This is a genomic window from Lysinibacillus sp. NPDC058147, from assembly GCF_042884205.1.
In the GTDB taxonomy this organism is placed as follows: Bacteria; Bacillota; Bacilli; order Bacillales_A; family Planococcaceae; genus Lysinibacillus.
The window spans coordinates 115540-138504 of sequence record NZ_JBHVUJ010000003.1 but is presented as its reverse complement, the minus strand read 5'-3'; the positions used below and the strand labels follow the sequence as shown (position 1 = coordinate 138504).

Genomic DNA, 22965 nt, shown 5'->3' with positions numbered 1-22965 from the left:
ATGTGACAAGGATGACAGCATATTCAATTATAGAATTATTAACACGAGCATTTGAAGAAAAAGCATCAGATTTGCATTTAACAAAAGGCATTCCACCTGTCTATCGCATTCATGGAAAGCTCGAACAATATGGATCGATTCCATTAGAAACAGAAGACTTGAAAGACATGGTAAAAGATATTCTTCCAGCTCATAAAAAGCAAGAATTTGAAGAAAAAGGTGAAATTGATTTTAACTTTTCATTACCCGGAAAATGTCGATTTCGTGTGAATTCATATCATCAACGCAATGAGGTAACGATTGCAGCTCGCTTAATTGAAGCACAAATACCATCAATAGAATCACTAAATATGCCACAGGTTCTATATAAGCTTGCTGAAAAACCACAAGGATTGATTTTAGTAACAGGTCCTACCGGTTCCGGTAAATCGACTACGTTAGCAGCAATGATCGATCATATAAACGAGACACGTTCGAAGCATATTATTACGTTGGAGGATCCAATCGAATATTTGCATAAGCATAAAAAATCAATGATTAATCAACGTGAAGTTGGTGTAGATACAATGAGCTTTACAAATGGTCTCCGTGCTTCTTTACGTCAGGATCCCGATATTATTTTAGTAGGTGAGATGCGAGACTATGAAACGATTTCAACAGCCATAACTGCTGCTGAAACGGGACATTTAGTGATGGCAACACTTCATACAAGCAGTGCAGCAACAACAATTGATCGCATTATTGATGTATTTCCACCACATCAGCAAAATCAAATTCGTGTGCAACTTGCGAATGTACTACAAGGTATTATTTCACAGCGATTATTTGTACGTAAAGATGTAAAAGGGCGAATCGCTGCAACAGAAATTTTAGTACAAGCACCTTCTATTTCAAACTTGATTCGTAACGAAAAAATTCATCAGATCCCAAGCGTTATGCAGACGAGTAAAGCGCTTGGTATGCACACATTAGAGTCATCAATGCAGCATTTAATCGCAACAGGCAAAATTGCTCTAGATGATGCAAGACCATATATGAACGCTGGTGATTATAGTTGACGGTATTTCGTTATAGCGGCCGTACAAAAACAGGTGCTCCAAAAAAGGGCATAATAGATGCACCAAATAGAAAGGTCGCCATTGAGAAACTTCGTACACAGGGCATTAATGCACGAGAACTTCAGAAATCCAACAGTATTTTACATAAGGATGTATCTTTCGGAAAAAAGGTGAAACACCAAGATTTCGTTATTTACTGTCGACAATATGCGACTTTAATTCGTGCAGGCGTATCAGTTGTTGAGGCTACACACATTTTGGGTGAACAAACAAAAAGTAAACTATTAAAACGAGCATTAAGGCAGGTAGAAGAAGATATACGTAATGGTACATCATTTTCAGATGCAGCAGCTAAGCATCCGAAAGTATTTCCAGTACTATTTGTGAACATGATGCGTGCTGGTGAGGCGACAGGAAGTATTGATGATACATTAGATCGCTTAGCTGGGACACTTGAAAAACAGTACAAAATCAAGAAAAAAATACAATCAACTATGATTTATCCAGCATTATTATCATTTTTAACAGTAGTTGTTGGGATGTTTTTAATGGTTTTTATCGTACCAACATTTATGGAAGCTTTTAAAGATATGGATTTGGAAATGCCGTTAATTACAGTCATTGTTGTGGGGATTAGTGATTGGCTCATCGAATTTTGGTACTTTGTTATTTTAGCATTTATTGTGATAGTAGTTGGGTTTCACTTTTTCTATAAGAAAAATAAAGAGTTTCATTTTACAGTTAATGTGTTTCTACTGAGAATGCCGATATTTGGCCAGCTTTTACAAAAAGATGTGATAGCCCGAATGACTCGGACATTATCAACGCTTTTTAGTAGCTCTGTGCCAATTCTACAGGCACTTACCATTGTTGAAAAAGTTGCTGGTAATCCTGTTATTGGAAAAATTGTTTTAGAGGCTCGTGATAATTTGGAAAAGGGTGGCACATTATCTGAGCCACTCGAAAAAAGCTGGCTCTTTCCACCACTTGTGACTCAGATGACCTCCATAGGTGAGAAAACAGGTTCACTAGATTATATGCTAGAGAAAATCGCTGACTTTTATGAGGAAGAAGTAGATCGTGCAGTCGATACACTGAAATCTTTAGTCGAGCCCCTTATGATCATCGTGCTCGCTTTTGTTGTCGGTATTATCGTAGCGGCTATTTTCCTGCCTATGTTCCAATTATATGAAAATATGTAATTTTATAATTATTAATATTAGTAGATTTATTTAAGTCTTAAGGAAGTTCGTGTTATTACACTTCAAATAAAAAATATAAGGGGGAAACCTACTATGTTTAAAAAATTAGTAAACAAAAAACGACTAAACAATGAGAAAGGTTTAACATTAATCGAGCTTTTAGCGGTAATTGTAATTCTTGCAATTATAGCAGCGATCGCAATTCCTGCGATTGGTAATATCATTAATAAATCTAAAGACCGAGCTATTCTAGCAGAAGCTTCAAACATTCTTGCAGGAGCGAAAATTGCTTATGCTGATGGGGTTTGTGATGGTGATAAAAAAGCGTGTAATCAAACAACATTAAAAGATTTTGTAGAAGGTATTAAATTGCCAGATGGAACTTTAGTGACTTATAGCGAAACAAACAAAGTATGGACAATCGCTTATCCAAGATTTTTAGAATTAAAATTAAAAGAGTTTAAAATTGATGGATCAATAACTGAAAACGATTTAAATAAAAAATTAACAAAAGCAGGAGGAAGTGAAGAAGGAAGTGAAGGAGGAAGTAATTAAAGAATCTGCAGATTAATCAGTCCTCCCAACCCATTCAGAAACGTTAAAATCTAACGTTTCTGGCTGGGAAATGGATGACTAATTAAGAAGATTCTTTGAATAAGATAAGGAGGTCTTTTCACATGTTTAGGAGAAAGAAAAAATCGCATGTTTCAATTGAATTAAAGGATTATGTGCTCCGTGCGATTGTGGCGAAAGGACCAGAGCCTAGTCAGTGGGAGGGGTTTGAATATCCTCTAGTGGCGGGCATCGTTGAAAATGCGACAATTATGGATGAAGTAGCACTTTTTGAAATTATAAAAGAACAGGTAGTGAAATGGACGGGGAAAAAACAGCCTGTACGTATGTTTGTACCTGATACGACGGTGCTTTTAAAAAATTTTGAGCATCCGAAAGATATTGAGGCAACTGAATTGCGTGGTTATGCAGAAATGGAGTTAGGACATTCCATTCATTTACCTTTCCAAGAACCACTGATTGATGTTTATGATTCTGATCCTGAGGATGGCAAAGCAATACTATTTGCAGCACCTTCGGAGGAAATAACGAAAATGGTTGGCATGGTGCTAGATGTTTCTTTAGATCCTGAAGCTGTAGACATTCGGGCATTATGTAATATTCGACTATTAGAGCATATGGCATTATTAGCTCAGGACAAAACCTATTTAATTGCTGATTGGTCAATAAATGAACTCTCCATTAGTATATTTTCGCAAGGACAGGTTGAATTTTTACGTTATCAATCGATTGAAACTAATTTATCGCAATGGCAGGGCAAACAAGAAGATGAATTTAGCTATCGATTTGAATATAGTGACAAAGCCGATGATTATCATATGGTGGTAATGGACCAAGTTTTAGAAATTGATCGGATGATGAATTTCTTTAAGTTTTCTTTACATAAAGGTGAAAAGTCAGTAGATGAAATCATCATTCTGGGTGATAACCCACAGTTAACACCCATTGGTAATTTATTAGCCTCTAATTTAGCGACACCTTTGACAATTGTTGATGGCGCAAAAATAGCGAAGTTTTTTCCGGCTTTTAAAAAGGAATTTTCAACGCTACTTGGCTTAGCTTTAAAGGAGGTTAAATGATGGTACCAGATATTAACCTTTTACCACAGCTAGAAAAAAGAGCAGATGCTCCAAAGCTCATCTATAGTTTGCTAATCCTAGTAGTTGGTATTGTCGTTACATATTTTGTATTTTTATTTTTTACGGCGAAAAGTGATCTCTCAATGCTACTTACTGAAGAAGAGTCTTTAACGACACAGGTTGACCAATTACAGCAAGAGCTGGATGCAAAACAAAGTGTCAATCAAGGGTCATTGGAGGAGTCGATGCATTTTGTGCAGAATGTTTCATATCCAGTTACACCATTAATGGAAGAAGCGCAAAAATTATTACCAGCCTATTCGTATCTACGTAGCTATGAATTTGGGCCAGATATAATTAACATTACGGTTGACTTTGAATCAATGCCTGACATTTCAAAATATGTAGAAAAGCTTTTAGCTAGTCATTACTTTACAGATACACAAATCAACTCGATTTCTAACTTTTATGTGCAAGTTGGTGAACAAAAGGAGCTAACACCGAAGCAAAAGTTTAAAGAAATTCCTCGTTACTCGGTGTCAATTACAGCGACCATTAATCAAATGTACTTGGCAGGAGGTAGCGCTCGTGAATAAGTTAACAAGTAGTAAAAAATCATCTATTATGCTATTAATAGCTTTAATAGCTGCTATTTTATTTGCTTTATATTACTATTTACTTTTACCTAAAATGAATGAAGTCGAATCGAAAGAAAGCAATGTGAAACAACTTCAACAACAAATTACTAGTTTAAAAGGGCAGCTAGCCAAGGTAGATAAAAAGCAAGGAGTACCAACCTCAAATCTTTTAGCGATGAGACAGAAACTACCGGAAACAAGAGCGGTTGAAAAGATTGTTTTAGATTTGGCTGAGATGGAAGAAGTAACAGGGACACGTATTGAATCAATGGAATTTAACAATGATGATACATCTGTAGCACAATCAGATGTATCTGATCCGAACATGCTTGAAAAAGCTGATGCAGAAGTAAATGGAAAGCAAGAGAATGAGGAGAAGAAACCTCCCATTTCTTCTATTGCGAAGGAATCTCTCCCTGATAATTTAAAATTAATTACCTTTAACTTGGATGTCGCTGCTTTAGATAATAAGTCTCTAGAAAGCTTTTTAAAAGAAATTGAACAATTAGAGCGCGTGATGAAAACTGATGCCATTAATTTAACTAAACCAGGTGAACAGGATCAGTTAGAGAAGGACGCCGATTTAACTTTAAAAGCTACCATACAAATAACGACGTTCTATTATGAAGGACAACAATAATCTAAATGGCGCGCATACTTCAAATGTATGGGCGTCTATTAGTATAGGAGGACATAAAAATGGAAATCGCTTATACAATTACAGTTTTAATAGTTGGTCTCGTTCTTGGCTCTTTTTATAATGTAGTTGGCCTACGTGTACCACTGAAAGAATCCATTGTTCATCCGCCCTCGCATTGCACTTCTTGTAAGCGACAGTTGAGGGCGCTTGATTTGGTGCCTGTTTTGTCTTATGTATTTTTAGGTGGAAAATGCCGTAGCTGTGGACAAAAAATTTCTTGGATTTATCCACTGATGGAACTTATAACAGGTGTATTATTTGCCTTTGCCTATTGGAAATTAGGCTTTAGTGCAGAATTTTTCGTAGCGCTATTATTAATTTCATTATTAGTCATTATTGTTGTATCGGATTTTGCGTATATGCTTATTCCCGATAAGGTGCTATTATTCTTTTTACCATTGCTAGTTTTTGGACGCGTGATATCTCCCTTGTCTCCGTGGTGGGATAGTATAGTAGGTGCTGTCGCAGGCTTTGGCATATTATATTGTATAGCTGTTCTATCAAGAGGTGGAATGGGTGGTGGCGATATTAAATTATTCTTTTTACTTGGTCTCGTACTCGGCACAATACATGCCATTTTGACGCTATTTTTAGCTGCTGTGATTGGTATGATTGTTGGGATCGTTGTGTTAAAGGTACGCGAGCAGGGAAGAAAAACGCCTATACCATTCGGACCATTTATTGCTTTAGCAGCTATTATTATCTATTTCTATGGGGATGCGTTGATGGATTGGTATTTCGGGTTTTGGTAATTAATCATTTAAGGAGTCCTTTAATGATTAATAGTTTTCTGGCTTTTACAGGCAGTTAATGCAAGATAAAGATCATGGAGGGGATAAGATGAAACCAATTATCGGTATAACGGCTTTTGCAGAGGATGATTTGTCCTCAAGACTAAATGCTGCTTATAGCAAAAGTATAATTGAAGCAGGGGGTGTTCCACTTATAATTCCACTTGGAGTTGAAGAAGATGTAGCACAAATTTTATCGTTGACGGACGGATTATTACTATCGGGTGGCTACGATGTACATCCGTTCCTCTTTGACGCAGAACCTACACCCAAATTAGGGAAGGTTCATCCTGAACGAGATTCAGTGGAGCTTGCTTTAATTAACGCGGCCTATATTCGGAAAATGCCGATTCTTGGAATTTGTCGTGGGCTTCAAATACTAAATGTTGCGTTTGGAGGCACAGTGTATCAGGATATTGAGAGCGAGTACCATAGTAAAAAATTAATAAAGCATGTGCAACAAGCGGCAAGAGGAGTTACTACACATCATGTTAATCTAACACCTGATACATTATTAAAAACAATTATTGAGGAAGAAAAAATTGCTGTGAATTCATTTCATCATCAGGCAATAAACGTAGTAGCAGAAAAGTTGAAAGTGATAGCAAAATCAAACGATGGTATCATTGAAGCTGTAGTGCATGATGATTTACCATTTTGTCTAGCAGTACAATGGCATCCTGAAGAGCTAGCCATCGCAGGAGATGAAGTGTCAAAGAAACTATTTGCTGCATTTATAAATGCAAGTTTGAAATTTAAGGTAGAGACATAAAATTTTATAAGCTTAGATTTTTTTAACCGAGGGCAAGTGCTAAATGTTAAGAATCCATTATAAAGTGGGTTCTTTTTTAGTGAATAAAATGGAACTTAAAAGATAAGAAAAAAGAGGGATATGCTCCTTTGTGAACATAATATCCTCTTTTTATATTTTAATATTAAGATACTTTTAATGTACACGACGATAAAGACCTACAACTTGCCCCAAAATAGAAACTTGGTCTACGATAATTGGCTCCATTGTTGAGTTTTCAGGCTGTAAACGGAAATGATTTTTTTCCTTGAAGAAACGCTTTACCGTTGCTTCATCTTCTTCAGTCATTGCTACGACAATATCACCATTATCAGCAGTTGCTTTTTGTTTAACAATAACTAAATCTCCGTCTAAAATACCAGCTTCAATCATTGACTCACCCATAATTTCTAGCATAAATAATTGATCTTCACTAGTACCATAAGTATCTGGTAGTGGGAAATATTCATCGATATTTTCAATAGCAGTTATCGGAGAACCTGCAGTAACCTTTCCGACAAGTGGGACATGTATAACATGTTGCTTTTGAATAGAATCCTCTGGCTCTAGAATTTCAATGGCACGTGGTTTAGTTGGATCGCGTCGAATTAAGCCTTTTTGCTCTAAACGAGATAAATGTCCATGAACTGTTGAGCTTGAAGCAAGTCCAACTGCTTCACCAATCTCACGTACAGATGGTGGATACCCCTTTGCGCGCACTTCTTCTTTAATGAATTCTAATATGGCCTCTTGTCTTTTCGAAACTTTTTTCATGATTGCTCACCTCTTTTTTTCTAATGATTCTACTTATTAGTAGTATAACAGAATGCGAACACTTAAGCAAACATAGGTTCGAAAAGTGTTTGACAAAAACATTTGTTCGCACTATGATAAGAACATATATTCCGAACAAACATTCTAAAAAGGGGTTTTAAACATGAACTGGTTAAAGAAAAATCCACATATTACAATTTTATTGGGAGCTTGTTTACTTTTTGCAGCATACCTTTTTATAACAGATCCAGGCGATGTAACATACACAGAAATTGAAATCGCACATGGTGATAGCTTATGGTCGTTAGCTGATCAATACCGTGGTAAAATGAAAACGGATGAATGGATTAAGCTAGTAAAAACAGAAAATGAATTATCGAACGTACAAATTATTGCAGGTAGATCCCTAGTTATTCCAGTAGTGGGTGGCCAACCTAATTCTATAAATTCAATTGAAATTGCGAGAAACGAAAAATGATAATTAAACAACAATCGGCTGTTGTCTATTGCCGTGTGAGTACAGAAAAAGAGACACAAAGTTCCTCATTAGAGCGTCAACAGGAGGAGTTGATGCGCTATGCTAAAGAACAGGGCTATGAAGTCAAAAATGTTTTTAAGGACAAGCATAGTGGCTATGATGTGGAACGTGAAGGTTTACTAGAAATGCTCGATTTCATAAAAGAAAAAGAAATAGAAGCATTATTCGTGCAGGATGAAACACGTTTAGGACGCGGAAATGCTCGAATGGCAGTATTGCATTTATTGCAGAAAACTGAAACTGATGTTTTTTCTATGCGAGACGAGGGACCTTTACAATTAAATGAAATGGATACGATGTTGCTAGAAATTTTAGCAATTGTTGAGGAGTACCAGCGCAGAATTCATAATGCTAAAATACGCCGTGGAATGCGTCGTGCCGTTGAAAATGGCTATCGTCCTGAAAATAATTTATCCAATCGTGGGAATCCAAACGGTCAAGAACGTAAAGATGTACCTGTAGAAGAAATTGTAAAGCTACGTAATCGAGGCTTCACCTTTGAGGAAATTGCCATGACTCTAAGAGGTCTAGGCTTTGATGTAAGCAAAGCTACTGTCCATAGGAGATATCGGGAACATCAAGAGAGAAGCGAACAAAATAAAGTGACGTTTTAATCAGTGGGAGTTTTGCCGGCCCGCTGATTTTTTATTTTAATGGATCTTGAAGTATTGTCGAAGTGACGGATAGAACCTGATCGATGAAAAGAATGAATAACAAAATCCATTTACCATGTTGCTTGGATATAGCACTGTATCCAGTGGAAAATAAAAAATAAGAGAAGTAGCGAATTCTACCTCTCTTCCTCATAAATTCTCTATATGTTAAAAAACATTTATATCATCTATAACTGTTACTATGTTTTCATATTAATTAGAGCTAATTCGTTATCCCTGGTATATTGATAATGCTACACCCAATTCATATTCACTAAATTGGAGATACAATAATACAGCGGTCTTTTTCATATGAATCTCTCCTCTGAAAGTATCCTATGCCCATTCTTCTTCTAAGACAGAATAGTAGTATTCATCCCACCACTCATCTCCATGGGGTATACATTTTTTGAAATAACCCTCGCGTCTCATGCCGATTTTCTCCATCACTCGATAGGATGGGATATTTTCTGGTTGGCATGTTGCAATAATTCTATGAAGTTTCATTTCTTTAAATCCGTAGTCCAGTACAGCCCTAGCTGCTTCAGAGGCATATCCATTATTGAAATAGTTCGGATTTAACACCCAACCAATCTCATACGTATGGTCACCAAAATATTGGTGGAAAACAATATGACCAATAACAATATTTTCACTTTGTAAAATAATAGGGAAGTATTTTGCTTTTTCATCGCTATTTTCTGAAACAAACTTTTTTGCTTGCTCCTCATTAAAAACGTCCTCTGGAAGATACTTCATCACATTTGGATTTGAAGTATATTCATAGATAGCTTGCCAATCTTGAACCTCGAATTTTCTTATTAATAGTCTGTTCGTTTTGATAAACAATTCATTTTCCTCCAAGCATAAATCGATTGTAGTTTTGGAACCCTATAAATCAGTTATACACTTCTAGCATCTGAAAGTCATGTAATTTATGGTATTTATTTCAAAAATATTTGATTACTAGAAAGGTTGGTATAACTGCATTATTAGGGAATACATGCTATACTTTGCATACCATATTCATTAAGATATGTATTGAAAGGTGTGTAATTATGTTATCAAAAGAAAAAATTAACCGAATCAATGAACTTTCTGCTAAGGCTAAAAGTGGTTCATTAACAGAGGCAGAAGCTAAGGAGCGATCAGCGCTTCGTAAAGAATATCTAGATACATTTAGAGCGACGATGCGAGATACAATTGAAAACGTAAAAGTGATAGATGCTGAAGGAAATGATGTAACACCAGACAAGGTTAAACAAGCGAAAAAAAATAAATTTCTCAATTAATGTGACACATTTCTATAAAGTATGTTATTAATCGTAAATAGTATAACAAAACCATTGTTTTCTGAAGCAATGTTGACTAAACTGTAAAAGAAGAATATATAGGACGAGAAAGGATGTCACAAAATAATGACTCAACATGCGGATCAACTAGCGATTAATGCTATCCGAACTTTGTCAATCGATGCAATTGAAAAAGCAAACTCAGGTCACCCAGGTTTACCGATGGGGGCGGCGCCAATGGCTTATACGCTTTGGACAAAACAACTTCGCCATAATCCGGCTAATCCAAAATGGTATAACCGCGACCGTTTTGTACTTTCTGCAGGTCATGGCTCTATGCTTCTATACAGCCTACTTCATCTAGGTGGCTACGGCTTACCAATGGAGGAAATTCAAAACTTCCGTCAATGGGATTCATTAACTCCAGGACATCCTGAATATGGTCATACAGTTGGGGTAGAGGCAACAACAGGTCCTCTAGGTCAAGGTATTGCTATGACAGTTGGTATGGCAATGGCTGAACGCCATTTAGCAGCTACTTACAATAAACCAGGACATGACATCGTTGATCACTATACGTTTGCACTTTGTGGCGATGGCGATTTAATGGAAGGTGTGGCAGCTGAAGCTATTTCTTTAGCAGGTCATTTAAAACTTGAAAAGTTAATCGTTTTATACGATTCAAACGATATTTCTTTAGATGGTGATTTAGAAAAATCATTCTCGGAAAATGTTCAAAAACGTTTCGAATCTTATGGCTGGAACTATTTAAAAGTTGCAGATGGTACAGATGTTGCAGCAATTAACGTAGCTATCGAAGAAGCTAAAAAATCAACTGGCAAACCAACACTTATCGAAGTGAAAACTGTTATCGGTTTTGGTTCACCAAACAAATCAGGTAAAGCAGCTTCTCACGGTGCACCACTTGGTCAAGATGAGGTTGTTTTAACTAAAGCATCTTATGAATGGGCACACGAGCCATTCCAAATTCCTGCTGAAGTGTATGATACATTTGCTGCAGCAGCTAATATTCAAGGGGCACAGCCTGAAGAAGCTTGGAATGCTAAGTTTGAAGCATATAAGAAAGAGTTCCCAGAATTAGCAGCACAATTTGAAAATGCGATGAATGGTCAATTACCAGAGGATTTCGCTTCAGAATTACCAGTTTATGAAGTAGGTAAATCAGTAGCTACTCGTTCTTCTTCTGGAGATGCAATCAATGCAATTGCGAAGAAAACACCTTCATTCTTCGGTGGTTCAGCTGACCTTGCTGGCTCAAATAAAACAACAATGAAAGACGCTGGAGATTTCTCTGCAGACGATTATGCTGGACGTAATATTTGGTTCGGTGTACGTGAGTTTGCAATGGGTGCTGCTATGAACGGTATGGCACTTCACGGTGGTCTTAACGTATTCGGTGGTACATTCTTCGTATTCTCTGATTATGTTCGTCCAGCTGTACGTCTTTCTGCACTAATGGGTCTTCCTGTTACTTATGTATTTACACATGATTCTATTGCTGTAGGTGAAGATGGTCCAACACATGAACCAATCGAACACCTTGCATCTTTACGTGCAATGCCAAATTTATCGGTTGTTCGACCAGCTGATGCAAATGAATCAGCAGTTGCATGGGAGCTAGCAGTAGCATCTGAAAAAACACCAACTGTTTTAGTATTATCTCGTCAAAACTTACCTGTGCTTGACGCATCTATTGATACAGTACGTGAAGGTGTTACTAAAGGTGCTTATACAGTATCTCCTGCTACAAAAGAAGTGGCAGATGCCATTTTAATTGCAACAGGTTCTGAGGTTTCACTTGCAGTTGAAGCACAAAAAGCATTAAAAGCAGATGGTGTGGATGTGGCAGTTGTTTCAATGCCTTCTATGGATCGCTTTGAAAAACAAGACGCAGCTTACAAAGAATCTGTTCTTCCAAAAGCTGTAACAAAACGTCTTGCAATCGAAATGGGTGCATCATTCGGCTGGCATAAATACACTGGTTTTGAAGGGGACGTTCTTGCGATTGACAAGTTCGGCGCTTCTGCACCAGGTGAATTAGTGATGGAAAAATACGGATTCACAGTAGAAAATGTTGTAGCGAAGGTTAAAGCTCTATAATTTATTAAATACCGCAATACTCAGTGGGGGTTAAATCCCCTCCGAGTGTTGCGGTATTTTTTCGCGTTTTGAGGACTTCACTAAAGAAATCCAAACAGCTATACAATGAATGAGCAGCATAATGACAAAACAGTAAAAGCCCTTAGTACTTCCTTCAATGTTTAGCTCATCAGCTATAATGCCACTAAACCAAAGAAGCTGACCTGTGATAAGTACTGAGAGGCTAGCAAAAAGTAAACAAAACCAAATAGATACTTTTTTTACAATCACAATAATGAGTAGTAAAACAGCAAAAAGTAGGGTAGCTTCAAAAATAGGATCAAGAAGTGAAAACGTATTTTCATTTGCGAAATGCTTATAAGTAAATTGAGTATCCACACAACCCCTCCTTAAAAATAATAACGTTTTTGGTAATAAAAGGTTTCTTTAGGATTTACTTAGTATTAATTTCCATTTGGTATACAATGATAAGTGTAGGCATTGAATTAGAAATGTTGAGGGGTATTTTGGTTCTGTAGTAAATCAATCAAATCTATAAAGGAATAACAGTAAAAGGAGTGCAAGTAATGAAAAAATATAGCGTAGTTTTATTTGATTTAGACGGCACATTATCCGATCCTAAAATGGGGATAACGAAATCTGTTCAATATGCTTTACAAAAAATTGGCATAGTTGAGGAAGATCTAGATCAGCTTGAAACGTTTATTGGGCCGCCACTGCAAGTATCATTTCGAGAAATATATGGATTGAATGATGTTCAAATACAGCAAGCGATTGCCTATTATCGTGAACGTTTTATCCAAAGTGGCATGTATGAGAATAAATTGTATCAAAATATATCTTCATTATTAGAATGTTTACAGAAGGATGGATATCAGTTAGCGATAGCTACATCGAAGCCCACTGTATTTGCAGAACAAATTTTACAATATTTCAACCTTGAGCATTTTTTTGACTTTGTAGCAGGTAGTAATTTAGATGGTACTCGGTCAGCTAAAGGAGAAGTTATTACATTTGCACGTGAACACTTTAGGGAAGTGAATATTGATCAATTTATAATGATAGGAGATCGTAAATACGATATTATTGGGGCACATGAAAATCAAATTGATTCTATAGGTGTTACTTATGGCTATGGCTCACTAGAAGAATTAACGGAAGCACAAGCAACATACATAGTGAACAGTGTAAACGAGCTGCAAGAATTTTTTAATAGATTAGATTAAAAAATACGAAACTGCATTGGAAAATGCAGTTTCGTATTTTTGGGAAAACAGGTAGAATCGCTGATAAGCCGGGTAGAATCGCTGATAAAAGGGCGAAAATCGCTGATAACCCGGATAAAATCACTGATAAATCAAATCTTACTTCGCAAGCCCGTTTTGAAAAGCGTAGACAACGGCTTGTGTGCGATCTTGAACATCGAGCTTCGCTAAAATATTGCTGACATGTGTTTTTACGGTTTTTAATGCAATGTATAAGTCATCGGCAATTTCCTGATTGGCTTTACCTTTAGCCATGAGCAATAATACTTCCATTTCACGCTCAGTGAGTTGCTCATAAAGTGGGGTACTATTGCCGTGGCGCATGCGATGCATCATTTTTGATGTTACTTCTGGCTCTAAAACAGTTTCGCCACCCATTGTTTTACGAATGGCATCGGCAATTTGCTTCGCATTGGACGTTTTTAAAATATAGCTGACTGCACCAGCCTCTAATGCGGGGTAAACTTTATCATCATCTAAAAAACTTGTTACCATCATAATTTTTGCTTCTGGCCATGCTGTTAAAATTTCAGCTGTCGCTTCAGCTCCTGTCATGACTGGCATTACATTGTCCATTAAAATAATGTCAGGACGCAGCTCAAGAGCACGTTCCACTGCCTCTTTACCATTTTCAGCTTCACCTACAACAGTGATATCTGGTTGTGCTGACAAATAGGCAGAAACACCGATTCGCACCATTTCGTGATCATCCACTATTAACACTTGAATCATTTACTTCAACCTCCTTTTGTAGCGGAATTTTAACCTCTACAATTGTACCTTCTCCAGGTACTGACACAATTTTATACGTACAGCCAATCTCTACAGCGCGTTCGGCAATATTTTGTAAGCCATAAGAAGTAGATTTATCTGCTTCGACATCAAAGCCGAGACCATTGTCCTGAATACGTAAAATAGCTAAATCATCGCGCGCAACGAGCAGTAATTCAACTTCACTCGCTTTGGCATGGCGTAGCGTATTCGATAACGCCTCTTGTGCAATACGGAATAAATGATCCTCCTCCGCTTTGGATAACGCCATTTCCTCAAGCTCATATTCAATATGAAAAAATACTTTTTGCTGCAGCTCAATAATTAACTCCTCAAGACCTTGTGCCAACGTTTTATTATGCAGAGCTACTGGACGTAAATGCAATAATAATGCGCGCATTTCAAGCTGTGCCTGTTGCACAATTTTTTCGACCTGCTTTAAGCTTGTAGCATTTTCATCGGTTTCCGTTAATGCGGAAAGTAACATCGAAGCGGCGAATAATTGCTGCGATACAGAGTCATGGAGCTCACGAGCAAGGCGTTGACGTTCAGCAATAATTCGCTCTTGAATAATTTTATCGTTAGCTTCAGCACGTTCATTGGATAAGCGCTGTAAGCTTTTTCGTTGAGTATCAATTAGCTCACTAGTTTGAACTAAAGCTTTTTTCAAAGGCTTTGGTAAAGGCTGTTTTTTTGGTAATACAAAATCAGGTTCAACTAACTGTTTCACGATGCGGGTTGCCTGAGCTTCCCTTGCACGGGCAGTCATACTAATCCAACTTGCAATCAGTAAACTAATTGCAAAAAGAGTGATAACAATAAAACCACCGAGTGGGATATTATTATAATTCTGCTGCCATAATGGCTCCCATGTTTTCTCGTTTGGCTCGCCCCAAACAGCGACAAGGAGACCGAATGTAGCACTCATCAACATAAAAAGTAAAGTAAATATTCTTGAGATAAAGGCAATCATTTACGTAGCACCTCCAAGTCCCCAAGCCATGTTGCAACATGTATGACAAGTGTACGCTTGGCATCCTCGGGGTTTCCATCTGAGAAACTTACACTTTCATTGAGTAAACGTTGTGGCCCAACATGCAGGCATTTTAATTCACCGAACAATGTCGTATAGTGTAAGCGGAAAGGAATTTCATATGGGATATAAATTTGTACCTTACCAATGCCTTGTCGAATCGTAATGAGACTTGTGCCGGCAGGTAAAATTGTTTGTGTTGTGTCAATCGTAATGTCGCCTGCAAGTCGCTGAATTTGTACATCTTGCCATTTATAGGCTTCTAATGGTGCGGGCATTGTACCGATTAATTCGTTTTTCGTAGTAGGAAGCTTTTCGAAAAGTTCCAAACCAACAACTTTGGCTTGGTTTTCTCTTTGCAAGTATTGATAAAGCATATATAAGAGAATGATGACGATAAATAAGCGTAAACTCCACATCGTAAAGAGTGCGATCGAGATAAAGAAAATTCCTGTCCATTTAAAGAAACGATTTTTTTTCGAGAAACTTAAATAAAGAAGTCCTGCCCCAATCAATAGACAAAAGGCGCCACCGTTATTAAAAATTGTAAGCTCCACAAAAACGAGTAAAAAGAAGCACAGTACCCCAAAAGTGAGCTTATTAGTTGTGAAATTTTGCATGAGGGTCACCCTTCTTTCTACAAATTGATGAGAGAAGACGAACTTCTCCTAAAATAAAAGTGTTTAATTATCTTCAAGCATTTTTTTGATTGTGTCATTCATTACCGTTGAATCCAGTGCATTTGGATAGTGAGCAGAGTGCTCAGTGATAAATTCCTTACCATTTGGAGCATCAAATAGCTAATAATATTGCTTTGCTAATTCATAATTCGTCTGTTTATCATATTTACCTTGTATAAAATAAACGGGTATATCTATACTTTTTACAGAATCAAAAAAATTAGTAAGAATGATTTCTTTTTTTAGCTCTTGGCTTTTAATAAGGCTAAATTGTGGCCCTGAAATAAATGCTTTATACAGATCCTGTAAAGAGTAATCAGGGGAAGTGAAACCCCCTTTTATCAATTCAAAGAGATTTACTTTCTTAATCGTATCATCAAAATAATTCATGCTTTTATATTGATTGATAAGATCGCTAAATTGATCCTCATCTTTTGCTAAATAAGGTCCTTTTCCTATATCTTCTAAAATTCGAAGTGTTTTTTTATCTCCATAGCTATAGCTTCACTCTGTAACCAATTGTATCCAAGTTCTTGGCCTTTACTAGTATTGGTTAATTGAGAAATTCCTAGGTAGGCATGGAACTTTCTTAGGATAATTAGAAACTAATTGAGTTCCAATGACTGTACCGAAGGACTGACCAATGACAAATATTTTTTCCTGTTGATAGTGTTCTCTAATATAATCCACTATTATATTAGCATCTTCTGTAAATTGAGAAAGGGTCAGTATAGTATTCGTTATTTTTTTGATCCGGAGGCTTTAACTTCTTTCAGCGGATGTTTGGACACCCGTTGAAAAGTGATTTAAAATCGCATTCATCTCACCACCTATTGAGGTGGGAGACTTCTGTACCTGTCGCTACGCTTTCGGTACAAAAGAGATTTGCTGAAAGAAGTTAAAACTTTTTCAGGAACCTCTTTGATCATAATAAACTGCTACGCAATTCTGGGTTACTTCAGGATACAATGTTCGCGCACTTATGCCGTAGGGAAATGGTGACCCCAGCCCACCATGTAAGAATAAACAAAATGGTTTCTCCTTATCTTTTCCTTCCACTAATATATATTGTTTATCTCCATTTACATTGATTTCCTTTAACTCGCTAATACCACCATTTTCGATGATTTCAGCACTTTTTTGTTTTATTTTGTGCTATGAAGCGATAACCTAATAACATGAATATAAGTAATGTTAGAATAATCAAAGCAAAAAGACATATTTAATCATAGGATTAAACCACTTTCTGTTTACTATTATTTTCATTATTACAATTTCCTTTATCTCTTTTTGGTCACCTTCAATAAGTGCAAAGTTTTTTCTTCAAAGAAATGGGATGCTTCAATAATTGAGGCATCCCTTATTTCCTTTATTATAACATGTTATTTTTTTCAATTAGCAGTTACTATTATTTATTTTCAATTAGCAGTGGTGCGTTATCTTCTGCTGCATTTTTTTCTAGTTGTGCAAGACGAGACTCGAAAGATGTTACTTCATGGTCTTTGTCGATTTGGTAAGCCAGCTTATCGATATACGATTCTAAATCTTCAAAGTTGGTTTTATTGTTTTTAGCAATCATACCGTCCATTTGATGGTGAGCGCGTGTGACGTTTTCTTTACCCATAAGTTGTAATTGACGCACTTTCATATCTTTAATTTTGTGTTTCATCGTTTCAAATTTGCGTTCAAGCTCGAAGTATTCACGTGTACTAGCTTCGATACTAGCTTGTAATGTATTGTTACGTGCTGTGTAAGCAGCAACTTCATCAGAAGCAAAATCGATTAAATCTTGCTCACCGCTAGTAGTAGCTAATGTTAGTTGTGCCTCACGTTTAGCTAGTAATTCTGCATTTTGTTTAAATTCCTGCTCTAGTTTTTCTTTTAACTGACCTTGACGCTCTAATAATTTTCCAGTTTGCTCTGTTTGTTTTTCTGCTTCACGAATGTATTGGTTTAACATCGCAATTGGATTTTTTTGTTCCTTCTTATCAAATAACTGATGTAAATCTGCCTCTATTGTATATTTAAAACGTTGAAATAAGTTCATGTAAATTCGCTCCTTTTATTTTGTTAAGTTTGACCATTCTTTTTCAAAGTTTGTAAATGGATCTTCTTCTTTAGCCTCAATTGTTGGGATTTTTACATCTTCGCCATTCCATTTTTTATAGATAACATAGATGACAGCGATTGCTGCTAAACCAACCATTGCTGGGACATTAGATATTGCTGATAGAACACCAATCAGACCCACTGTAAACCAAAAGATTTTGCCAAATGACGATTTACTTGAAGTGTAGAAGTGCATTCCGAGTGCTACAAACAACCCAGAAAATAGTAGACCTGCTAGCGGTCCTGTTAAAGCAAGTGCAACACACCCTGCGATAAAGCCTCCTATTAGTAGAAAAAATTTTCTCATATGTTTTAGCTCCTTTCGTTGATACCTTTATATTACCTATTAGAAAGCTTTGCTAAAACGGACTGGAAATTGATTTTACTCTAGGTCTTGAGGCTGAGGATATTCTAAGTACTATAAAAGAAGCTCAAAGTTGTAAAAACTTAATTAGTCATAAAGCATTTGATAGAACCGAAAGTAGAAAGTTTTCGACAAAAATAGAAGATGAATACTTCCTTCGTTTGACAAATTAAAGAGTTTGGATGAGCTATACTTATGAAAAAGAAATGAGCGAAGGAGGATTTCTAGTGAGAACCTATTCCATATATAAAATAAAAGAAGAGCATTTAACGTTTATTTTCGGCAGAGAGCGTAAGTTATTAGAAATGATGCAGGGCTGTGAAGACGCTAACGAGAAATCCTTAAAAGAGCTTGCATATATATGTGAAACCGTACGCTTCGATGAGATTGCTACGATGCTTGAGGCGCAACTAGATTCCAAATATGCACATTTAGAGAGAGCTCGTAATGCTTTATTTTTAGAACATCCGATAAAAGGAAAAATGGCTATTTATTTAGTGGAACGCAAAATTTGTGTCTATTGTGAGGGATCACGAATGCTTGATTTGGATCTATTCCAAATGCTTGCAAAGATGAGCGAGCGCTTTATTGCATTTAATAAACAAGATAATGAGTGTGGATGGCTAAAACCTATGAAGTATACAATGCATTAGGAAATTTCACTACAATATATAGTAACACGCTAATATTTGGTGTATAATGGAGCGTGGAGAGTTTTTTTCTCGGTATATATTGTAGTGGAGGAGGTTGGTTGTATGCCTACATGGGGCTGGATTATTATTGTAATTATCGCATTAGCAGCGGGCGCAGCACTTGGTTTCTTTTTAGCTCGTCAAGCTATGATGAAATATTTAAAAGAAAACCCACCAATTAACGAACAAATGATTCGTATGATGATGGCGCAAATGGGTCGTACGCCGTCTGAAAAGCAAGTACGTCAAATGATGACACAAATGAATAAATTCCAAAAATAATTGGAATTTTTAAAGAGCAACTAGTCCAAGCCAGGGCTAGTTGTTTTTTATTTTTTGCAAACATTAACTGAAATAAGTTATAGCCTCCGGTGCAATTTACGCCAAGGCAAAATTGGTCGTTGTTGATTTTTTAGAATTATTTAAATATTTTTTAAAAATCATATAATTCTATCGGAAAACTCGTTATAATGGAAATATTCAATATAAAGGAGTTGTGTGCATTGCAGAAAGAAAAAACAAATGTTGAAAGCTTTGATTTAGATCATACGAAAGTAAAAGCGCCATATGTACGTTTAGCAGGTGTTAAAACAGGAAAAAATGGCGATGAAGTGTACAAATACGATATTCGTTTTAAACAGCCAAATAAAGAGCATATGGAAATGCCTGCATTACATTCCTTAGAGCATTTATCGGCAGACATTATTCGCAATTACTCTGATCATATTGTTGATTTCAGTCCAATGGGATGCCAAACTGGCTTCTATGTATCGCTAATAAATCACAATGATTATGAAGACTTATTAAATATTTTGGAAAATACATTTACAGATGTAACAAAGGCCACTGCAGTACCTGCGTGCAATGAGGTACAATGCGGCTGGGCAGCTAGCCATAGTCTAGAAGGTGCACAAGCGTTAGCTAAAGAATTTTTAGCAAAACGTGATGAATGGCATATCGTTTTTGCAGAATAAAAGTTTTAATAAACCTTGCGTGAATGAACTGCACTCCAATTGTTAGACACCTTCTAACAATGGAGTGCAGTTCAGTTCAGTTCAGTATTGCAAGGTTTTTCATTGTGTCTATGATTTTAATATGACACCTTTATTTCATTGAAAAATAAAATGGTTAAGGAAATTATTTTGAAGCTATGGAGCTTAAAATGAGGGTGAATTCCATCCTAGGCTACTCGCTTTCCTTCTTTTACTTATGATGCCGCTAACATGTCAGAAGGTACATGTTATGTGAATTGGTTGATTGGAGTGGAAACTGGGCGGCTCATCTGTGACGCCCCCAGGAAGTTTTGCTCTGTGCAAAGCGAAGCGACAGCAACAACAAAACGCCTAGTCGGAACGGAAATCAACCCCTCGTTTGCAGAAGAACTATATTTTATTTAAATGACACTTATTGACACATTAGGGTTTTTCATTTGCTCTAAAAATGAAAAGGAATGACATTAGACGAAGAAGAATCACGATTAATTTTTTGATAAATGAAATTTTCTAAAAAGTCATGGATTAAATCCTCATATTCAGCCATATTTTCATTAAAGGACTGTGCATGAGCACCTTTATCAAATAGCTTCAGCTTCTTAGGGCCGGTTTTTTTATTGTATAAATCCAGTGACATAGAAGCAGGGATAAATGTGTCAGGAATACTATGGATAAAGAGCACAGGCTTTTCAATATTTGTTACAGCCTCAGAAGGTGTTACACTTTTAAAGGAATACCCGTCTCGTAAGCGGACAAAAAAATCTGCAAAACGAATTGGGATAATTGAGCCGTATTTAAATTCTGTCTTCGCAATTTGTTTCAGCAGCATTGAAAAATCAGAAAACGCACAATCAGAAATATAGAAATCTGCACCATCCTCTACAGTTCCTGCATATAGTAGCATTGTTGCGGCACCCATCGATTCACCGTGAATACCAAGAATGGCGTCTTCCCCAATCATTGCCTTTATAGTTTTGACTACTGCGTCAAGATCATTTTTTTCATAATAGCCGTAGCTAGTCGTTTTTCCACCTGTCTCCCCATGTCTACGATGATCAAAAATAACTGAATTGTAGCCAAGTCGTTCAAAAAGTCGGGCATATTTGACGGAGTTGATTTTATTTTCTGTTACGCCATGGCAAATAATGATGGTATTATTTGTTTCCAATGGCTGAAACATAATGCCGCGGATCGTATAGTCATTAGGAGAGTCAATATTTAATTCACATTTTAAATTTTTATTGTACCAAGCTTCGTCAAAACGTTTAGCAGTTGTTTCGCGTTCACGAACAAATTCGGGATCCTTTTGCTTAATGTACATTAATTTATTGGAGAGCGCGAAGCCGAATAGACCAGTTGCTGCTGCGGCAATCGTCGTTGTTATACCTGAAAATAAAAGCATTTTCTTTTTCATTATTAGCACCTCCACGTCCTGTTTCTTTTGTTGTCTAGGCATACGATTCGTATGTATGCACTTTTCTTATTTGTAATGTTCCCAACTGAGATTGTTTAAAACACGTCAACATTTTACAATATCTTTGGCAAAACCGCGATTATTTCTATTATCGAAAATCGTCAAAATATTTGTTAAAATAGATATATCTGCTAGTAGCATATGCATGCAGTGTTCATTTTTGAACGGTGAAAAGGGGAGAATGTTTATGAAGAAAGAGGTAGTAATAGTAAGTGCTGTACGAACAGCTATTGGTTCATTCCAAGGAACTTTAAAGGACGTACCAGCGACAAAATTAGGGAGTATTGTTATAAAAGATGCATTAGCACGTGCTGGTGTAGCAGGTGAACAAGTCGACGAAGTCATTATGGGGAATGTCTTATCGGCTGGACTTGGTCAAAATCCAGCTCGTCAAGCAGCAATTGCAGCAGGCTTACCACATGAAGTATCTGCGTTAACGATTAATAAAGTTTGTGGCTCAGGTCTAAAAGCAGTTCACTTAGCGACACAAGCTATTTTAGCAGGTGATGCGGATATTATCGTTGCAGGTGGCTTTGAAAATATGAGCCAAGCTCCGTATGTCTTAAAAAATGCACGTGAAGGCTTCCGCATGGGGGATCAAAAAGTAGTCGATACGATGATTCATGACGGATTATGGTGTGCATTCAATGACTATCATATGGGCGTAACAGCTGAAAATTTATGTGATGCCTATGAGATTTCCCGAGAGGAACAAGATGCCTTTGCAGCACGTTCACAACAACGTGCAGAAGCGGCAATGGCAACAGGGAAGTTTAACGAGGAAATCGTAGCGGTGGAAATTCCTCAACGCAAGGGAGATCCTATTATTTTTGATAAAGATGAATTCCCGCGTCAAGGCGTTACAGCAGAGTCACTATCAAAACTACGTCCTGCCTTTAAAAAGGATGGCTCCGTAACAGCAGCAAACGCATCAGGCATTAACGATGGCGCAGCGGCTGTCGTTGTCATGTCGAAAGAAAAAGCGGACGAGTTAGGCATTCGACCAATGGCACTCATTGCAGCGAATGCAAGTGCGGGTGTTGACCCAGCTATTATGGGAACTGGCCCAGTAACGGCCGTAAAGAAAGCATTGGCAAAGGCTGATGTGACGTTAGATAATATAGATTTAATTGAAGCAAATGAAGCTTTTGCAGCTCAATCTATTGCTGTAGATCGCGAACTAGGCTTTAATCATGATAAACTAAATGTGAACGGGGGCGCAATTGCTCTTGGTCACCCAATTGGTGCAAGTGGAGCACGTATTTTAGTAACGCTTTTACATGAGATGGAAAAGCTTGATGCAAAAACAGGTCTCGCAACATTATGTATCGGTGGTGGGCAAGGCGTAGCAACAGTGGTCAAGCGCCCTTGAAGTG

27 protein-coding genes are annotated in these 22965 nt (G+C 36.9%); 17 read left to right on the top strand and 10 right to left on the bottom strand.

All coding sequences use genetic code 11. The features are described 5' to 3' along the window. The first annotated feature begins 11 nt into the window (after nt 1-11). The 8 genes from ACFVT8_RS10225 to ACFVT8_RS10190 all read left to right on the top strand — a co-directional run bounded on the left by ACFVT8_RS10225 (nt 12) and on the right by ACFVT8_RS10190 (nt 6813). Entirely contained in the window at nt 12-1058 is a 1047-nt protein-coding gene (locus ACFVT8_RS10225; RefSeq protein ID WP_387080186.1) for a type IV pilus twitching motility protein PilT, read from the top strand. After that, on the top strand, nt 1055-2260 hold the full coding sequence (locus ACFVT8_RS10220; protein ID WP_387080188.1) for a type II secretion system F family protein: 1206 nt from the start codon (nt 1055-1057) through the stop codon (nt 2258-2260). The genes ACFVT8_RS10225 and ACFVT8_RS10220 overlap by 4 nt, the downstream gene beginning before the upstream one ends. Before the next feature lie 93 nt (nt 2261-2353). Beyond that, nucleotides 2354-2815, top strand: coding sequence for a prepilin-type N-terminal cleavage/methylation domain-containing protein (locus tag ACFVT8_RS10215; protein ID WP_387080190.1), 462 nt, complete (start codon nt 2354-2356; stop codon nt 2813-2815). A 122-nt stretch (nt 2816-2937) separates the two neighbouring features. After that, a complete protein-coding gene (pilM, locus tag ACFVT8_RS10210) occupies nt 2938-3912 on the top strand; it encodes a type IV pilus biogenesis protein PilM (protein ID WP_387080192.1) in 975 nt (324 codons plus the stop codon). Next, on the top strand, nt 3909-4508 hold the full coding sequence (locus ACFVT8_RS10205; protein WP_387080193.1) for a PilN domain-containing protein: 600 nt from the start codon (nt 3909-3911) through the stop codon (nt 4506-4508). Before pilM ends, ACFVT8_RS10205 begins: the two co-directional genes overlap by 4 nt. Next, entirely contained in the window at nt 4501-5190 is a 690-nt protein-coding gene (locus tag ACFVT8_RS10200; RefSeq protein ID WP_387080195.1) for a hypothetical protein, read from the top strand. The genes ACFVT8_RS10205 and ACFVT8_RS10200 overlap by 8 nt, the downstream gene beginning before the upstream one ends. 59 nt (nt 5191-5249) lie before the next feature. After that, complete coding sequence (locus ACFVT8_RS10195) at nt 5250-6002, top strand: prepilin peptidase (RefSeq protein WP_387080197.1); 753 nt, start codon at nt 5250-5252, stop codon at nt 6000-6002. Between the two features lie 88 nt (nt 6003-6090). After that, entirely contained in the window at nt 6091-6813 is a 723-nt protein-coding gene (locus ACFVT8_RS10190) for a gamma-glutamyl-gamma-aminobutyrate hydrolase family protein (protein WP_387080198.1), read from the top strand. Nucleotides 6814-6987: 174 nt separating this feature from the next. Here ACFVT8_RS10190 and lexA read toward each other — a convergent pair whose 3' ends face one another. Beyond that, nucleotides 6988-7605, bottom strand: a complete 618-nt coding sequence (lexA, locus tag ACFVT8_RS10185) for a transcriptional repressor LexA (protein WP_053483178.1) — start codon at nt 7603-7605, stop codon at nt 6988-6990. A 163-nt stretch (nt 7606-7768) separates the two neighbouring features. On the opposite strand from lexA, the gene yneA reads away from it, so the two are divergent. Then, nucleotides 7769-8083, top strand: a complete 315-nt coding sequence (gene yneA, locus ACFVT8_RS10180; protein WP_387080200.1) for a cell division suppressor protein YneA — start codon at nt 7769-7771, stop codon at nt 8081-8083. Then, nucleotides 8080-8757: a YneB family resolvase-like protein gene (locus tag ACFVT8_RS10175; protein WP_387080202.1), complete on the top strand. Its 678-nt coding sequence runs from the start codon at nt 8080-8082 to the stop codon at nt 8755-8757. The genes yneA and ACFVT8_RS10175 overlap by 4 nt, the downstream gene beginning before the upstream one ends. A gap of 375 nt (nt 8758-9132) precedes the next feature. On the opposite strand, the gene ACFVT8_RS10170 is transcribed toward ACFVT8_RS10175, so the two are convergent. Next, a complete protein-coding gene (locus ACFVT8_RS10170; RefSeq protein ID WP_387080204.1) occupies nt 9133-9645 on the bottom strand; it encodes a GNAT family N-acetyltransferase in 513 nt (170 codons plus the stop codon). 209 nt (nt 9646-9854) lie between these two features. On the opposite strand from ACFVT8_RS10170, the gene ACFVT8_RS10165 reads away from it, so the two are divergent. Further along, nucleotides 9855-10088: a DUF896 domain-containing protein gene (locus tag ACFVT8_RS10165; protein WP_387080206.1), complete on the top strand. Its 234-nt coding sequence runs from the start codon at nt 9855-9857 to the stop codon at nt 10086-10088. A 126-nt stretch (nt 10089-10214) separates the two neighbouring features. Further along, nucleotides 10215-12209, top strand: coding sequence for a transketolase (gene tkt, locus ACFVT8_RS10160; RefSeq protein WP_387080208.1), 1995 nt, complete (start codon nt 10215-10217; stop codon nt 12207-12209). A 30-nt stretch (nt 12210-12239) separates the two neighbouring features. Here tkt and ACFVT8_RS10155 read toward each other — a convergent pair whose 3' ends face one another. Beyond that, entirely contained in the window at nt 12240-12587 is a 348-nt protein-coding gene (locus ACFVT8_RS10155; RefSeq protein ID WP_387080209.1) for a hypothetical protein, read from the bottom strand. A 188-nt stretch (nt 12588-12775) separates the two neighbouring features. On the opposite strand from ACFVT8_RS10155, the gene ACFVT8_RS10150 reads away from it, so the two are divergent. Continuing rightward, complete coding sequence (locus ACFVT8_RS10150) at nt 12776-13435, top strand: HAD family hydrolase (protein ID WP_387080211.1); 660 nt, start codon at nt 12776-12778, stop codon at nt 13433-13435. 138 nt (nt 13436-13573) lie between these two features. Here ACFVT8_RS10150 and ACFVT8_RS10145 read toward each other — a convergent pair whose 3' ends face one another. From ACFVT8_RS10145 to ACFVT8_RS10120, 6 genes are all read right to left on the bottom strand, one after another. After that, on the bottom strand, nt 13574-14206 hold the full coding sequence (locus ACFVT8_RS10145) for a response regulator transcription factor (RefSeq protein ID WP_387080213.1): 633 nt from the start codon (nt 14204-14206) through the stop codon (nt 13574-13576). Further along, nucleotides 14181-15218 carry a sensor histidine kinase gene (locus ACFVT8_RS10140; RefSeq protein ID WP_387080215.1) on the bottom strand — a complete coding sequence of 346 codons (1038 nt, stop codon included), beginning with the start codon at nt 15216-15218 and terminating at the stop codon, nt 14181-14183. The genes ACFVT8_RS10145 and ACFVT8_RS10140 overlap by 26 nt, the downstream gene beginning before the upstream one ends. Then, complete coding sequence (gene liaF, locus ACFVT8_RS10135) at nt 15215-15898, bottom strand: cell wall-active antibiotics response protein LiaF (protein ID WP_387080217.1); 684 nt, start codon at nt 15896-15898, stop codon at nt 15215-15217. The genes ACFVT8_RS10140 and liaF overlap by 4 nt, the downstream gene beginning before the upstream one ends. Nucleotides 15899-16501: 603 nt before the next feature. Further along, nucleotides 16502-16687, bottom strand: coding sequence for an alpha/beta fold hydrolase (locus tag ACFVT8_RS10130; protein ID WP_387224269.1), 186 nt, complete (start codon nt 16685-16687; stop codon nt 16502-16504). Between the two features lie 679 nt (nt 16688-17366). Next, nucleotides 17367-18005: a PspA/IM30 family protein gene (locus ACFVT8_RS10125; protein ID WP_387080219.1), complete on the bottom strand. Its 639-nt coding sequence runs from the start codon at nt 18003-18005 to the stop codon at nt 17367-17369. Between the two features lie 15 nt (nt 18006-18020). Continuing rightward, nucleotides 18021-18374: a lmo0954 family membrane protein gene (locus ACFVT8_RS10120; RefSeq protein WP_387080221.1), complete on the bottom strand. Its 354-nt coding sequence runs from the start codon at nt 18372-18374 to the stop codon at nt 18021-18023. Nucleotides 18375-18658: 284 nt separating this feature from the next. Between ACFVT8_RS10120 and sirA the strand changes: the two genes are divergently transcribed. The 3 genes from sirA (at nt 18659) to ACFVT8_RS10105 (ending at nt 20097) form a co-directional block, all read left to right on the top strand. Further along, nucleotides 18659-19084: a sporulation inhibitor of replication protein SirA gene (gene sirA, locus ACFVT8_RS10115; RefSeq protein WP_053483154.1), complete on the top strand. Its 426-nt coding sequence runs from the start codon at nt 18659-18661 to the stop codon at nt 19082-19084. Between the two features lie 102 nt (nt 19085-19186). After that, nucleotides 19187-19405, top strand: a complete 219-nt coding sequence (locus ACFVT8_RS10110; protein WP_387080223.1) for a YneF family protein — start codon at nt 19187-19189, stop codon at nt 19403-19405. Nucleotides 19406-19593: 188 nt separating this feature from the next. Then, nucleotides 19594-20097, top strand: coding sequence for an S-ribosylhomocysteine lyase (locus tag ACFVT8_RS10105; RefSeq protein ID WP_387080225.1), 504 nt, complete (start codon nt 19594-19596; stop codon nt 20095-20097). A gap of 460 nt (nt 20098-20557) precedes the next feature. Here the strand turns inward: ACFVT8_RS10105 and ACFVT8_RS10100 are convergent, their stop codons facing one another. Then, nucleotides 20558-21529 carry an alpha/beta hydrolase gene (locus ACFVT8_RS10100; RefSeq protein ID WP_387080227.1) on the bottom strand — a complete coding sequence of 324 codons (972 nt, stop codon included), beginning with the start codon at nt 21527-21529 and terminating at the stop codon, nt 20558-20560. Nucleotides 21530-21776: 247 nt separating this feature from the next. On the opposite strand from ACFVT8_RS10100, the gene ACFVT8_RS10095 reads away from it, so the two are divergent. Then, on the top strand, nt 21777-22961 hold the full coding sequence (locus ACFVT8_RS10095; RefSeq protein WP_387080229.1) for an acetyl-CoA C-acetyltransferase: 1185 nt from the start codon (nt 21777-21779) through the stop codon (nt 22959-22961). Nucleotides 22962-22965: the final 4 nt, after the last annotated feature.

Excerpts from the sequence above, each read along its gene's own strand:
- ACFVT8_RS10150 (WP_387080211.1), top strand. The coding sequence starts at position 12,776 with ATGAAAAAATATAGCGTAGTTTTATTTGATTTAGACGGCACATTATCC.
- ACFVT8_RS10110 (WP_387080223.1), top strand. The coding sequence starts at position 19,187 with ATGCCTACATGGGGCTGGATTATTATTGTAATTATCGCATTAGCAGCG.
- pilM (WP_387080192.1), top strand. The coding sequence starts at position 2,938 with ATGTTTAGGAGAAAGAAAAAATCGCATGTTTCAATTGAATTAAAGGAT.
- ACFVT8_RS10100 (WP_387080227.1), bottom strand. The coding sequence starts at position 21,529 with ATGAAAAAGAAAATGCTTTTATTTTCAGGTATAACAACGACGATTGCC.
- ACFVT8_RS10215 (WP_387080190.1), top strand. The coding sequence starts at position 2,354 with ATGTTTAAAAAATTAGTAAACAAAAAACGACTAAACAATGAGAAAGGT.
- ACFVT8_RS10140 (WP_387080215.1), bottom strand. The coding sequence starts at position 15,218 with ATGATTGCCTTTATCTCAAGAATATTTACTTTACTTTTTATGTTGATG.
- ACFVT8_RS10195 (WP_387080197.1), top strand. The coding sequence starts at position 5,250 with ATGGAAATCGCTTATACAATTACAGTTTTAATAGTTGGTCTCGTTCTT.
- ACFVT8_RS10125 (WP_387080219.1), bottom strand. The coding sequence starts at position 18,005 with ATGAACTTATTTCAACGTTTTAAATATACAATAGAGGCAGATTTACAT.
- lexA (WP_053483178.1), bottom strand. The coding sequence starts at position 7,605 with ATGAAAAAAGTTTCGAAAAGACAAGAGGCCATATTAGAATTCATTAAA.
- ACFVT8_RS10095 (WP_387080229.1), top strand. The coding sequence starts at position 21,777 with ATGAAGAAAGAGGTAGTAATAGTAAGTGCTGTACGAACAGCTATTGGT.
- ACFVT8_RS10120 (WP_387080221.1), bottom strand. The coding sequence starts at position 18,374 with ATGAGAAAATTTTTTCTACTAATAGGAGGCTTTATCGCAGGGTGTGTT.
- tkt (WP_387080208.1), top strand. The coding sequence starts at position 10,215 with ATGACTCAACATGCGGATCAACTAGCGATTAATGCTATCCGAACTTTG.
- yneA (WP_387080200.1), top strand. The coding sequence starts at position 7,769 with ATGAACTGGTTAAAGAAAAATCCACATATTACAATTTTATTGGGAGCT.
- ACFVT8_RS10165 (WP_387080206.1), top strand. The coding sequence starts at position 9,855 with ATGTTATCAAAAGAAAAAATTAACCGAATCAATGAACTTTCTGCTAAG.
- ACFVT8_RS10190 (WP_387080198.1), top strand. The coding sequence starts at position 6,091 with ATGAAACCAATTATCGGTATAACGGCTTTTGCAGAGGATGATTTGTCC.
- liaF (WP_387080217.1), bottom strand. The coding sequence starts at position 15,898 with ATGCAAAATTTCACAACTAATAAGCTCACTTTTGGGGTACTGTGCTTC.
- ACFVT8_RS10175 (WP_387080202.1), top strand. The coding sequence starts at position 8,080 with ATGATAATTAAACAACAATCGGCTGTTGTCTATTGCCGTGTGAGTACA.
- ACFVT8_RS10205 (WP_387080193.1), top strand. The coding sequence starts at position 3,909 with ATGATGGTACCAGATATTAACCTTTTACCACAGCTAGAAAAAAGAGCA.
- ACFVT8_RS10145 (WP_387080213.1), bottom strand. The coding sequence starts at position 14,206 with ATGATTCAAGTGTTAATAGTGGATGATCACGAAATGGTGCGAATCGGT.
- ACFVT8_RS10225 (WP_387080186.1), top strand. The coding sequence starts at position 12 with ATGACAGCATATTCAATTATAGAATTATTAACACGAGCATTTGAAGAA.
- ACFVT8_RS10105 (WP_387080225.1), top strand. The coding sequence starts at position 19,594 with ATGGAAATATTCAATATAAAGGAGTTGTGTGCATTGCAGAAAGAAAAA.